The organism is Pseudoalteromonas umbrosa, from assembly GCF_030125375.1.
Classification (GTDB): Bacteria; Pseudomonadota; Gammaproteobacteria; order Enterobacterales; family Alteromonadaceae; genus Pseudoalteromonas; species Pseudoalteromonas umbrosa.
In genome coordinates, this window is the sequence record NZ_JASJUU010000001.1 from 1,372,137 (window position 1) to 1,385,652 (window position 13,516).

A 13,516-nucleotide genomic window follows, 5' to 3' on the forward strand; every position below is an offset into this window, starting at 1 on the left:
GAGCTCAGATTCACCTACTGATAAGCGAATAAATAGAATTTCAGCTAGTCAAATCTGCTTATTCGCTAGAACATCAAGTTTAGTGCCAAATTGAAATATAGGAGGTAATTGTGGATCCAGTCAGAACATACGCAATATAAAATCCATGAATATCAATTTATTTATATTGACAAAGCGCATTTTATAAGTTGGCTTGCTGCTTATGCAGTTGCCATCCACCTAGTGCGTAGCACAGGCCGATAGTCAAACATATCAAAGAACTCACAATCCAAAAGGTGAATGAGTTTTCGGGAAACAAAGGCATAATAATTGGAAATGCAATCCCACGCCCTATAAACACCAGCGCAACCATAAAGATAACCGTTTTTAAGAAAGGTAATCGACGTATCACGCCAGCACCGGATAACGCAAATAAGCCCCATGTACTTAATGCAGAGACAATCACTAAAGTGGTCAACGTGGGTTCAAGTTTTCCTGCCTCAGCCATCGCAGCCATTCGCTCCCCAGCCCCGAAAAATCGATACCAAGGTGCACCGAATATAATACATCCAAGATGTAAAAAAGCCGCCAAAAAGCTGGAATAAGCAGAAAACAATAAATATTTATTTTTCACACAACACTCAAAGTATAAAAACAGAAAAAGCAATTTATACTAAAAAATAAAACAAATAGATACATTAATCATATTAATTTTATATTAGTCAGACACATTTGATCCGTTTTAAAGATATAACTCATTGATAAGATAAGCTTCGAATTGCGCTAGATACTGAGTATACTATTGAGATGTAAGTAGTATTGAAGGCACAAGCAATGAGACCAGATTGGGATGAATACTTCATTGATTTAGTTGACAGTGTTGGACAAAGAGCCACCTGTGACAGAGGTAAATCAGGCTGTATTATAGTTAAAGATAAAAGAATAATATCAACAGGTTATGTGGGCTCCCCCTCTGGATTGCCACACTGTGATGATGTCGGACACCTGATGAAGCAAGTTACCGATAGCGATGGCACCACAAGACAACACTGCGTGCGAACAATTCACGCCGAGCAAAATGCTATCTGCCAAGCCGCTCGCTATGGCGTGCCACTGGACGGTGCCACCTTGTACTGCACAATGGAGCCATGCCGCGTTTGCGCAATGCTCATCATCAGCTGTGGCATTTCCAAAGTCGTTGCAAAAAAACGTTATCATGCAGCGCAAGAAACCAGAGATATGTTTGAGATGGCAGGAGTTGAGCTAGTTGTCATAGAGCAAGAAATCGCAACTTACGACGACCAGTAACGCATAGATGGAGTGGCTTTTTAATTAACCCACTCCTACTCAACGCTTATTTAAGCCATAGACATCCTATCAAAGACGTCTTTATTAAAGTTTTCCCCAGTTATACCATGACACTTGGCTCTGTCATGATTAATTCTTTTATTTGCTTCTTTCAATTGATTAATAAACTCGTCAATTTGAACATTATAATATTTAAATACTCCCCGAGTTAAAGCAAGATTCACTTCGTTTTTATCGATCTCATCAGATGCACAAAACTGATGTTGAAAGAGTACCTGCGTAGTTATATCTAATGACTTGTTAAATCTAAACACTGCGGCGTTATCAATGGCCTTGACCCGGGTTTGATTGCCAAGTCTCTCCCATCCAACTGCGCAAACAGAGAACGTAAACTCTTCACCAAACTCGTGCACAAGTTCATCTAATGGATCGTGCTCGTTGTTAATAAATGAATTGATATCAAACGCATCAACACTGACCATCCCGTAACGAGATTTATAGCGTAATTGCAAAGTATTCAATAAATAAAAAACTTCACCTGTACTTTGCCAAATAGGCTCGACTACACTTCGTACAATCGGCTTCGTTACATCTGTACCCAATAACTTCAGCATCCACTTTTTCATCAGCATCTCCAATTTGAATAATAACAACTGTAAATGATAACAATTCTTATTGCTATTATTATTTAATGATCATAAGCTAAAAACATGAGTTACCTGATGTGCTCGTAAAACAGCACCCAACAACAACAATCGATGACAAATTTGGAGGTTGAAAATGCGCCTTATCATCGGCATTCGTAACTTTGTCTTAAAACTACTATACAGAGCGGTTCGTCCGCTGATATTCCTGATGGACCCAGAAGATGCTCACTACATGTTTAAACGTGTCGGAGTGATGCTGGGCTCAAACTTTCTAACCCGCTGGCTCACTTCTTTTTTCTTCAACTACGGCCATCGCAGCCTGAAGATTGAAGTTGACGGTATTAAATATAGAAACCCGTTAGGTTTATCCGCAGGCTTTGACAAAGATGGCGAATTAACCAAGATTTACCCATCGATTGGATTTGGCTTGGCTGAACTTGGTTCATTTACAGGTGAAGTTTGTCCAGGAAACCCAGGCAAACGTTTATTTAGAATGGTCAAGTCAAAATCAATTCTCGTTTGGTACGGTCTGAATAACCAAGGTGCTGAGAAAATTTCATCACGATTAAAAGGTGTGAATTTTGGTAAATTAAAAGTAGGGATAAACGCTGCTAAATCGAATATAACGCCGGAGTTTGATCTACAAGATTCTATCGACGACTACACCAAAACAATGGAGCTATTCAAAGATATAGGCGATTACTATACTATCAACATAAGCTGTCCAAATACACAAGATGGCGAACCATTTGTTGATAAAGACAATCTAGATGCATTACTTATCGCAGTAAACAAGCACAGAGTTGATGGCCGCCCTATCTATGTCAAACTCGCTGCAGACATGACTTTAGATGAGATTAACATCATTGTTGATGCTTGCGTTGAACATAAAATGGATGGCGTTGTATTAACCAACCTCGCTAAACCCAAGTTCAACCAAGAATATGTCAAAGAAGAGCTCCCCTTCCACAAAGGTGCCATGAGTGGACTACCGCTTCAGCGTATTTCTACCAACGTAATCAGACACGTTTATAGAAGAACTCGCGGTAAACTCACAATTATTGGTGTAGGTGGTGTATTCACAGCCAAAGACGCCTATGAAAAAATTACTTCTGGCGCAAGCATCTTGCACATGATTTCAACACTCATATTTGACGGACCGCAAAATATTAGCGAGATCAATCGTGGGCTTGTCAAGTTGTTGAAGGCCGATGGCTTTAATTCTATTGAAGAAGCTGTTGGTTCGAGAAACCCGCTGCCCAAGATAAAGGCAGTCAAGGACGAAGACGCTAACAAGGAAGTAAGCTCTGCAGCATAAGTTGCAATCAAAAGTTGATGCTACGAGTGGTGATAACTTTTTTCATTCTCCAAAGTTTATCACCACTATTTTAAACCTGTTTGCTCAGTCTGGTATTGGCGACGCCAAGTTTGAACTATCGGCTAAAAATTGTGCCTTTGGGTGTCCCTCAAGTTGGGTTTCGACTTTATGTGTTTGAGAACGTTCAACATCGATGATAATAATCACATCACCAGCATCGAGGTGCTCGTTGACAAGTAATTGGAAATACTCATCAAATGACTTTCCTGCTAGTTTTACGATGAACATGACAACAAAACCACCAATAATACTTGCTGCTAGAGCTTGTATTAAAAATTTATTTGTTAAGTCAGTAAAAAAATACATGAAAGTCAGTAATGCTAATGCAGTTGCGCCTGCGAGTAAAAAAGCTCTCTTTCTTGCTGACAATATTTGTGTTTTCTCTATCTGAGTTGAGCCGTGTAAATGATGCGTCTTAATACCGCTTTCATCCCGAGATAGTACGTAAAAATGGTGATCATCAATACCTAGTTGATGTACTTCGTCCGAAATCATTTCTGCATCATCCAAGCTATCTGTGGAATAAAATAGTCTTTTCATATCGCACGCTCCAGAATTATTTTTGACGGTGTCAATACGAAGTCTAGACATAAATCGCTCAAAAAACATCTAAATTTGAATTTAGTACGTATTGATGTAGGTCAAGTCAATCTTGAATTTTAGCTGCATTCCCTATAACATTCCCCTCCGAGAGGGGTGTGAATGGAAACAGTTCTCAATTGCATTAATCTCGTTAATTTATTCAGGCAGGTAATGGGGTAATTACCCGCGATATCAAGTAGGTTGAATATGCTGAAAAAGTCCTTGTCATTCGTAATGGTTTTTACGATGGCGTTTCTTCTAACAGGTTGTGAGCTAGCGCTTTTTGACCCTGCGGGTCCAATTGGTGAGCAGGCGAAAGACCTGATTATAATTTCTGTGGCTTTATTACTTATTGTAATAATCCCTGTATTATTTATGTCTATTTACTTCCCGTACAAGTATCGTACTAGCAATAAAAAAGCTGAGTACAAGCCGTCGTGGGAACACTCAACAAAAATCGAACTTGTTGTTTGGATTGTGCCTTGTATGATCATCGCAGCACTTGCATATTTCACATATGTCACGTCTCACACTCTAGACCCGCGTAAGCCGCTAGGTAAAGACAAAGACACATTGACTATTCAAGTAGTGGCAATGGACTGGAAATGGCTATTCATCTATCCAGAGCAGCAAATTGCAACCGTCAACGAAATCTCAATCCCAGTAAATACGCCGGTAGAGTTCCTAATCACTTCAGACACAGTGATGAACTCATTCTTCATTCCGCGTTTGGGTAGCCAGATTTATGCGATGGCTGGTATGGAAAATAGACTTAACCTGATGGCATCTAAAGAAGGTACCTTCCGCGGTATGTCTGCCAACTACAGTGGTTTTGGTTTCTCAGGCATGAAGTTCAAAACTCACTCTGTAGATCAAGCTGGCTTCGATGCTTGGGTTAATAAAGTAAAAGCATCAGAGTATGTGCTAGACGAACCTACTTACAAAGCGCTTAGCGAGAAATCAAAAGACCATCCTGTAGTTTACTACTCGGATGTCGACCCTCTGCACTTTAAGAAAACCATAGAGAAATACACTGGGGTTCAAAATGGCAAGTAAAGCTACCATAATCACAGATCCGGATCCGCTCACGGGTAAACTGACCTGGGATTCTATTCCTGTTCATGACCCTGTTATTTTGCCAGTAATGATCTGTGCAATACTTGGCGGTATCTTCCTATTCGCACTTATTACCAAAATGGGTAAGTGGAAATACCTTTGGGAAGAATGGTTCACTTCAGTGGATCACAAAAAAATAGGTATTATGTACATCATCGCAGCGATTGTGATGCTGATCCGTGGTTTCGCGGATGCAATTATGATGCGTACTCACCAAGCGTTAGCAACCGCTGACAGCGTGGGAGCGGGTTATCTACCTCCAGAACACTATGACCAGATCTTTACTGCTCACGGTGTAATCATGATTTTCTTCGTAGCCATGCCTTTAGTTGTTGGCTTGATGAACATTGTTGTACCTCTACAAATCGGTGCGCGTGACGTTGCATTCCCATTCCTGAACTCTTTGAGCTTCTGGTTATTCGTGGTAGGTGCATTACTAGTTAACATTTCACTATTCGTTGGTGAGTTTGCTGCAACTGGTTGGTTAGCATATCCGCCGTTATCAGGTATTGAATACAGTCCCTGGGTCGGGGTCGATTATTGGCTCTGGGCACTTCAGATCTCAGGTATTGGTACTCTACTAACGGGTGTTAACTTCTTCGTTACTATCATCAGAATGCGTGCGCCTGGCATGAAGCTTATGCAAATGCCTGTATTCACATGGACTTCTCTGTGTGCAAACGTACTAATCATTTTGTCGTTCCCTATCCTTACTGTAACTATCACGCTTCTAACGCTAGATAGATACCTAGGTACAAACTTCTTCACTAATGACCTTGGTGGTAACCAAATGATGTATGTAAACCTCATTTGGGCATGGGGTCACCCAGAAGTTTATATTCTGATTCTACCTGCATTTGGTATTTTCTCTGAAATTGCGGCTACATTCTCTCGCAAACGCCTATTCGGTTATACATCACTTGTATGGGCAACAGCCGTTATCATGGTTCTAGCAATGGTTGTATGGCTACACCACTTCTTCACCATGGGTGCAGGTTCAAGTGTAAATGCCTTCTTCGGTATCGCCACCATGATCATAGCCGTCCCCACCGGTGTTAAGATCTTTAACTGGCTATTCACTATGTACAAAGGCCGTGTTGAATTCACAGCTTCTATGTGGTGGACATGTAGTTTCCTATTCACGTTCACAATCGGTGGTATGACAGGTGTAATGCTAGCAGTACCTGCTGCTGACTTCGTACTACATAACAGCTTGTTCCTAATTGCACACTTCCACAATGTAATCATTGGTGGTGCAGTATTTGGTTACTTCGCAGGTCTTACTTACTGGTGGCCAAAAGCAACTGGTTGGATGCTGAACGAGAAACTTAATAAGCTTTCTTGTGCACTATGGACAATCGGTTTCTTCGTTGCATTCATGCCGCTATACATCCTTGGTTTCAACGGTATGACTCGTCGTCTTAACTACTATGACAACCCAGAGTGGACACCACTACTGATCGTTGCAATGGTTGGTGCGTTCATCGTTGCTGCTGGTATCGCTGTTCAGTTCTATATGGGCTACGTGAGCTTCAGAGACCGTAAGCAAAATATGGACGTAACTGGTGATCCGTGGGATGGTCGTACTCTTGAGTGGGCTACTTCGTCACCTCCTCCATTCTACAACTTTGCTAAGCTGCCTAAAATCCATGACCGTGATGAGCATCATTACAAGAAAGAGCATGGCATTGCTTACCAAAAGCCTGAGAAGTACTCAAAGATCCACATGCCTTCAAATACATGGGCTGGCTTTGTGATCAGTGCATTCTCACTATCTTTAGGTTTCGGTTTCGTATGGCACATCTGGTGGATGGTTATCGCTAGCTTCATCGGTATTGTAGCTTCTTGGATTGCGTACTCATTTGATCGCAACAAAGACTACTACGTACCAGTAGATCAAGTTGAAGAAATCGAGTCAAAGCACTTGGCAGCTGTTGCAGAACACGCAGCTAATAAAGGCAAGTAGAGGAAAGTTTTAAATCATGTCAAACGATCACGTAATCGCAAACGACGCTCACGATCATCACGATGATCATGAGCATCATGATACCGGTGGTGATACTATATTCGGATTCTGGATATATATCATGAGTGACTGTATTTTGTTCGCAACTTTGTTTGCAACATATGCAGTACTAAGTGGCGGCTTCGCAGGCGGCCCAACACCAAAAGAGTTATTTGACCTTAATCTAGTTGCAGTTGGTACTGCGTTCCTACTATTCAGTAGTTTTACGTTTGGTATGGCAATGCTTCAAGCCAACCAGCGCAAGATGAAAGGCATGATCACTTGGTTGGTCATCACATTACTCCTAGGCCTTGGTTTCCTTGGCTTAGAAATGTATGAGTTCTGGCACTTCAGTACACTTGGTGCTACGCCGCAAACAAGTGGTTACTGGTCTGCATTCTATGCACTAGTAGCAACACACGGTTTGCACGTATTCGGTGGTATCATCTGGATGCTTGTTCTATTCGTTCACTTCAAGCGTGACGGATTTAGTGAAGATAACTTGGTAAGACTTTCTTGCCTAAGCTTATTCTGGCACTTCCTAGACATCATCTGGATCTGTGTATTTAGCGTTGTGTACTTAGTAGGAGTGATGTAATGGGCCACACTAATAATGAACATGGCACTGGCGGTGCATCTCACGGTAGCGTTAAAGAGTACACGATAGGTTTACTTCTATCTCTAGTACTAACTGCTATTCCGTTTTTAGTTGTAATGTACGATATGGCATCTCCAGCTATCACGCTTGGGATCATCCTAGTTACAGCTATTGCACAGCTATTTGTACAACTTGTATTTTTCTTACACATGAACTCATCTTCTGAGCAAATATGGAACACTACTTCAGCCGCGTTTATTGTGTTGACAGTGGCCATAGTTGTGATTGGCTCCATTTGGATTATGGAGCACCTAAATCACAACATGCTCATGGGACATTAAAATGTTAAGAAGTTACCTGTTAATTACAAAACCAGGCATTATCTTTGGTAACTTAATCACTGCGGTTGCGGGCTACGTGCTCGCAGCCAAAGGTAATATTGATTTCGTTACATTTACAGCAATGATAGTGGGTACAGTTTGTATCATCGCCTCTGGTTGCGTTTTTAATAATGTGATTGACCGTGACATCGACCAGTTGATGTCACGCACAAAGTACCGAAAGCCACTCTTAGAGTCGATTTCGGTGAACAAAGCTTTGGCTTATGCAACCCTTTTGGGTTGCATAGGTTTCGCCTCTTTAGCACTGTATGCATCAATGATGAGCTTTTATTTCGGTGTGCTAGGCTTCGTGGTATACGTTGGTCTTTACACGCTTTATTATAAAAGAAAATCTATATACGGTACTTTTGTAGGCAGTATTTCTGGCGCATGTCCTCCTGTTATGGGGTACTGTGCTGTTAACGGTCAATTTGATATTGGCGCCGTTGTGATCTTGGCAATCTTCTGTATTTGGCAAATCCCGCATTCTTATGCCATTGCTATTTACCGATTCAAAGACTACAAAGACGCAAATATTCCAGTTTTACCAATCGTCAGTGGTGTTGAAGTTGCTAGAAAACACATGATTGGCTTTATTGTTGCCTTTACTGTACTTGCACTTTCTCTATTCACGTTGAACTATGTTGGCGCTATTTTCGCCTCATTTACGTTCATCATTGGTTTGATCTGGCTATTGAGCACAATTTTCGACTTCCATCGTATGGACAATCATACTTGGGCAAAACGCGTATTTATTTTATCGCTGGTTGCCATTACTTCTATGAGTGTTCTGATGTCAGTTGATTTTGCTCATATTGACCAAAATGCATATGTGACAGCAAGGTAGAGTTATGAAGCAGTTTAAAGCCGCTCACTTACATTGGATTTTATCTTTTCTTGGTATTATTGGACTCATTTGGTTTTATCTATCAACAACCACTAAAGACTTTAACGAAACAAGAAAGTCGTTCGATGAATTGGGTGGAGATTTTACGCTGCAAAGCTATGCCGGACCTGTTTCGCTCTCTGATTATAAAGGCCAAGTCGTCGTCATGTACTTCGGCTACCTGTCTTGTGCAGAGGTATGCCCTAACTCTCTGGCGGTAATGACAAATGCATTTATGCGTTTAGAGAAGCAAGGGCTTGATCAGGTGCAGGGCTTACTTGTTACAGTAGACCCTGCGCGTGATACAGTAGAAGATTTAAAGGAATATACTGACTACTTTCACGAGCGTATTACTGGTTTGACTGGCAGCGCTGCGCAAACCAAAGAAGTTGGTGGATTATATGGTGTTTATTATGATGACGAAAACCTTGAAGAGTCTTTTATGGAGTACTCGGTAGCCCACGCGTCAAGATTCTACATAATAAATAAAGAAGGCGATTTAATTACCGCTATGAGCCATACAACAACGCCTAATGAACTTGCAGCTCAAATTAGAGAGCTTATGCTATGAAGACACATTTATTCATAGCTGGCCTTTTAATGGCAAGTACTCAGGTGGTTGCAAAAAACTCGATTGAAACGATTATTGAAAAATATGATGTCAAACATTGTCATAGTGAATTAAAAGCGATGGCGGGAGATATTATTGGATCAAAGAAACATCGTTTGTTGGTATCAAACCAAACCAGCAAAAATGAACTTGAAACTTTGTTGGTAACGGGTGTACTTGAATATAAAGATAGACAAAGCCATATCACTTTTTCTATGTCTCACAGTGCGGGCCATTGTGAAGTAGCGTATAAAGAAAGCTTTGCTGTTAAAAACCCATGCATTGTGGTGCGTGAGGAAGTATTCAAAAAGTGGCTATTTAAAGGTAAATTGAACGACGAGACTCATGTTTTTGCTCATAAAAGAGATGAAAACTTTGTTGGCTATATGACCAGCACAAAAGACGGTTCTTATTGTTTAGTTAGCCGTCAGAAGAAGACTTCTTAGTCTGTAAAGTTTCAGTGCAGTAACCCTTACTGCACTTCCTTATTTCCTACTCATTTATTTTCAAATACATTCGGTAACGACCAATAAATCTGTGACTTTCCAGATTCAATGTATCATACTGACATCAAATCTAGTTCCCTATAAAACCTATATTTTTCTTTAAAACTACTCTCGTTTCTTAACATTGTCATAAAGATTTGAGAGGCTGTTTAATATATTGTAAATAGCACAGTGAAGGTGATTAAAAAATCTATACCTTCACTAATTTTAGACAACTGTGTCCATTTACACCTGCAAATATAGAACAAAGCGCAATGCAAAACTTTATGCGTTCACTAACTGCTTTTGCCTTCTTAGTTTAAAAAGCGATAAAATGACCAAGATAAAGGCCATACCAACAACCCCAAAGAGTATTAGCGTTGTTGTGTAATCTTGGGGAGCCTGTGGCCCTTCAATGTAAGCTTCATCAAATTTAAACTGTAAAGGCTTACCTAAGCTAAAAACAAACTTTTCTCCTTGCTTAGTACCAAAGTCAGCTTTCGCTAGCTGTATACTAGCTTCAGAAGTTGCATCATTGGCCTTGAAATATACTCTCGCAATTCTGCCATCACCTGATCTACTATCCGAAGGAGCAATTTGGCTAACTATGTAATTAATACTACCTTCCTTCATATTCGTCGAGTTTTGTAACGTATACAATCGAGCGCTGTCAAAAAAATCGCCGTGCTCAATTTGAATTCCAGCTTCCTTATCATTCTTATCTAGCACCGAAATTTGGTTGGCATCAAACTGTAAGAATATTTGAGTGCCGTATACGTCAGGTGCTTCTTTGATCATGATATCGACATAAAAATGGCTTCCCATCTTTATATTTTTCTCTGGCGTGTATAAATATGCTTTCCCCTGTGAGGCAGCAGTAATTAAACTATTGAGAAGAAACAGACTCATTATTAGCAGTTTCATTATGTTAGTCTCTTTTGGAGTTAATTTAAAAAGGCCACATGATGGTGCGGCCTATGTACTTATGCAAAGTTCAGATTAGAAAGTATTTGGGCCTTGTTTGCCAAAGTTTTTGCCTAGCAAGGTTAAATCTTGCAGATTAATTTTATCGTCTCGATTGAAATCCGCAGCTGGTGTAAAAGAAGGGTCAGAACTATCTGTTCTGTACGCTCCTAACAACTGAGTCAAATCAGCGATATCAATACTATCATCACTATTACTATCACCTGCAACTAAAGCTATGTTGCCAAAATTAAGATCAGCTTGATTTGGAGTTAGCGTAATTTGTTTTTGTGCTGAAAGAAAACCTGGGGCATTAACAGCTATTGTCACATTACCAAGCCCTACGCTAACTGCAAAGCTTCCATCTGGGTTTAACTGAACAGCTTCACCGTTAATGAAAACTGTGACTTGGGAATAGTCCCCCGCAAAGCCTAGATCACCAACATTACCCAATAAAGAAACGGATTCTAGTACATTGATCGTGTAATTTGCATGGCCTTGATAAAGATAATTACCATCTTCACCTGTAAATTGTGAACGCAAATCAATATTAACCGTACCTGGTTTATGTGCTACTAATGTTGCAGTCGCATAAAGTCCTTCGCCGCTTTTAGATTGATATGGGGCTTTTATTGATAGCGCACCATCCCACTGGCTATCCGAAACTCCAATTGGGATAGACAAACGCTCAGCTCCCGGTAAAAATTCTCCGTAGCTACCATTATTAAAACTAGCAACAAATGGGTCATCTAATGTCATTACCGTATCAATACCATAAATACCCACTCCTTTAGCTGTTAATGGCAGCTCTATGATATCTCCATCGAATACAGTAATTGAAGGCAGTGTAACGCTTAAATCAAATTCAGGAGCTTCATTAAAAGTAAACTTTTGTGCATGAACACTTGCTCTGCCCAGATCTGACCATGTTACGATAAACTCTCCTTCACCTAATAAGGCAGTGTTTGGGTACATCTGACTGCCTTGAGTATAAGTATTTACGGGAAAAGCATCACCATCAGGCGTTCCATCAGGCTGATATTCTCTTGCGTATATACCCCACATATTTCCATCTTGAGATCTACTTGCCCACGACACTAAATAGCCCCCCGTCTTGTTGCTTCTTACAACAGGGTGAATGTGATCGCCTAAATATGTATTTGCCTGCGTCTCCGTCCCTTTTTTAGTTCCATTCGCGTTAAATCTCTGTGTATAAATATATCTATCTGAGCCAAGAATGTGCTCATTAGATGGTGTATCCCATACAACAACATACCCACCATCTTTTAACCCTGTTACGTCAGCAAACGATTGAGTGCCCCCTGTTGTCGTATTAACTCTGACTGCACTGCCACTATATTGAAAGTTTGAATTAAAAACGCGGCCATATATATCGTCACCTTCTCCTTGCCAAGTGAGCACAAAACCGCCGTTTTCCAGCGCCGCAATCGAAACATCTTTTTGCTCTCCTACTTCACTAGAAGTCGCACTAAACGTATTTTTCACAACATTTAGATTACTATCGAACACTTTCACAAAAATTTCAGAGTCATTTCCTAGGCTTTCGCTTTGCCAAACAACTACGGTGTTACCATTCTTTAACACGGCCTGTGAAGGTTTATTGTATTGAGACACTCCAGAAGCTACGGTAATAGTGCTAACTGCTGAACCATGTGCAGAGAAACGCTTCGCTAAAATATCACTTTTCGATGAGTCATTTAAGTTAATACTTTCAAATGAGACTAAAAAGCCGCCGTCACTAAGCGGAGTGACATTATCGCGCATGCTACGTACATTTGTCGCTGTTGAGTTTAAAGTTGCAATAGTAAACTCACTACTCAAAGGCTCATCGGTTTGAGTAAAGATTTGACCTCGGATATATGTTTGATTTTTTCCATTATTTTTTACGTGCCAAGTAACAACATACTTACCATCATTTAGTTGTACAACCGAGGTTGTTTCTGCTAAATCTCCTTGAGTTACTGTAGCATTAACTAAGCGTTCCTCTCCAATTTTCGTTGGCGTAGATGCATAGCTCATTAGCGGTGTAGCTAGAGCTCCCATTAGAGTAAGGCTACATGCTGACTTAATTGGCGAAAATACATTTTTCCTTTTATATTTATTAATTTTGTATTTCATTTTTATTCCTTGAGTTATCCTAACTTACTTCTTATTTCACATGAAGAAACAACATAATAACCTGTTAAAAAAATAAAACACCAAGAAAACAACTCATAAGGAAGTATATTAATAAATTAATACTAAAAGCCAAAGTAAAAACTAAAGACAAAGACCTTGCATTAGAAATATAATATTCAAAAATCAACACTATAAAAAAGACAAAGTTAAGTACCGACAATTCCTACCAAGATTTTACGTTAAACATTGTACCAGTTAAATGTTCTAGCTTAGGGGGGGGAACTGAAAGGCATGAAGAATAAAAAATAAAATTTCAGAAAAAACGAAAGCCATCTTTAACCCTTCCCCTACTCACACTATTTAAATCCCACCTTTAATAAACTTTAATTTATAAATAAATCCACTTTCTAGCTATACAACCATGGAGTTAATTAAATTAC

14 protein-coding genes are annotated in these 13,516 nt (G+C 40.0%); 9 read left to right on the plus strand and 5 right to left on the minus strand.

Annotated elements, in window-relative coordinates:
- Positions 1-181: 181 nt before the first annotated feature.
- A complete protein-coding gene (locus QNM16_RS05860) occupies positions 182-613 on the minus strand; it encodes a hypothetical protein (RefSeq protein WP_284019617.1) in 432 nt (143 codons plus the stop codon).
- Positions 614-813: 200 nt separating this feature from the next.
- On the opposite strand from QNM16_RS05860, the gene QNM16_RS05865 reads away from it, so the two are divergent.
- Positions 814-1,287 carry a deoxycytidylate deaminase gene (locus tag QNM16_RS05865; protein ID WP_039609746.1) on the plus strand — a complete coding sequence of 158 codons (474 nt, stop codon included), beginning with the start codon at positions 814-816 and terminating at the stop codon, positions 1,285-1,287.
- Between the two features lie 50 nt (positions 1,288-1,337).
- Here the strand turns inward: QNM16_RS05865 and QNM16_RS05870 are convergent, their stop codons facing one another.
- The gene (locus QNM16_RS05870) at positions 1,338-1,913 is read right to left on the minus strand and encodes a hypothetical protein (RefSeq protein ID WP_284019618.1); all 576 of its coding nucleotides are present in this window, start codon (positions 1,911-1,913) and stop codon (positions 1,338-1,340) included.
- A 154-nt stretch (positions 1,914-2,067) separates the two neighbouring features.
- On the opposite strand from QNM16_RS05870, the gene QNM16_RS05875 reads away from it, so the two are divergent.
- A complete protein-coding gene (locus QNM16_RS05875) occupies positions 2,068-3,252 on the plus strand; it encodes a quinone-dependent dihydroorotate dehydrogenase (RefSeq protein ID WP_284019619.1) in 1,185 nt (394 codons plus the stop codon).
- 84 nt (positions 3,253-3,336) lie between these two features.
- Here the strand turns inward: QNM16_RS05875 and QNM16_RS05880 are convergent, their stop codons facing one another.
- Positions 3,337-3,852, minus strand: a complete 516-nt coding sequence (locus QNM16_RS05880; protein WP_063364144.1) for a hypothetical protein — start codon at positions 3,850-3,852, stop codon at positions 3,337-3,339.
- Positions 3,853-4,140: 288 nt separating this feature from the next.
- Between QNM16_RS05880 and cyoA the strand changes: the two genes are divergently transcribed.
- From cyoA to QNM16_RS05915, 7 genes are read left to right on the plus strand one after another with little or no spacing between them, the layout of a single operon-like run.
- Complete coding sequence (gene cyoA, locus QNM16_RS05885) at positions 4,141-4,950, plus strand: ubiquinol oxidase subunit II (RefSeq protein ID WP_230851852.1); 810 nt, start codon at positions 4,141-4,143, stop codon at positions 4,948-4,950.
- Entirely contained in the window at positions 4,940-6,976 is a 2,037-nt protein-coding gene (gene cyoB, locus QNM16_RS05890) for a cytochrome o ubiquinol oxidase subunit I (protein WP_052262270.1), read from the plus strand. Before cyoA ends, cyoB begins: the two co-directional genes overlap by 11 nt.
- A 16-nt stretch (positions 6,977-6,992) precedes the next feature.
- Positions 6,993-7,613, plus strand: a complete 621-nt coding sequence (gene cyoC / locus QNM16_RS05895; RefSeq protein ID WP_039609742.1) for a cytochrome o ubiquinol oxidase subunit III — start codon at positions 6,993-6,995, stop codon at positions 7,611-7,613.
- Entirely contained in the window at positions 7,613-7,954 is a 342-nt protein-coding gene (gene cyoD, locus QNM16_RS05900; RefSeq protein ID WP_039609741.1) for a cytochrome o ubiquinol oxidase subunit IV, read from the plus strand. Before cyoC ends, cyoD begins: the two co-directional genes overlap by 1 nt.
- Before the next feature lies 1 nt (position 7,955).
- Positions 7,956-8,840, plus strand: a complete 885-nt coding sequence (cyoE, locus tag QNM16_RS05905; protein WP_063364051.1) for a heme o synthase — start codon at positions 7,956-7,958, stop codon at positions 8,838-8,840.
- Between the two features lie 4 nt (positions 8,841-8,844).
- Positions 8,845-9,450 (plus strand): SCO family protein, encoded by a 606-nt coding sequence (locus tag QNM16_RS05910; protein WP_063364052.1) that lies wholly within the window; start codon positions 8,845-8,847, stop codon positions 9,448-9,450.
- Positions 9,447-9,935 carry a hypothetical protein gene (locus QNM16_RS05915; protein ID WP_284019620.1) on the plus strand — a complete coding sequence of 163 codons (489 nt, stop codon included), beginning with the start codon at positions 9,447-9,449 and terminating at the stop codon, positions 9,933-9,935. The genes QNM16_RS05910 and QNM16_RS05915 overlap by 4 nt, the downstream gene beginning before the upstream one ends.
- 324 nt (positions 9,936-10,259) lie before the next feature.
- Here QNM16_RS05915 and QNM16_RS05920 read toward each other — a convergent pair whose 3' ends face one another.
- A complete protein-coding gene (locus tag QNM16_RS05920) occupies positions 10,260-10,898 on the minus strand; it encodes a cohesin domain-containing protein (RefSeq protein WP_284019621.1) in 639 nt (212 codons plus the stop codon).
- 75 nt (positions 10,899-10,973) lie between these two features.
- Complete coding sequence (locus tag QNM16_RS05925) at positions 10,974-13,076, minus strand: dockerin type I domain-containing protein (RefSeq protein WP_284019622.1); 2,103 nt, start codon at positions 13,074-13,076, stop codon at positions 10,974-10,976.
- Between the last annotated feature and the right edge of the window lie 440 nt (positions 13,077-13,516).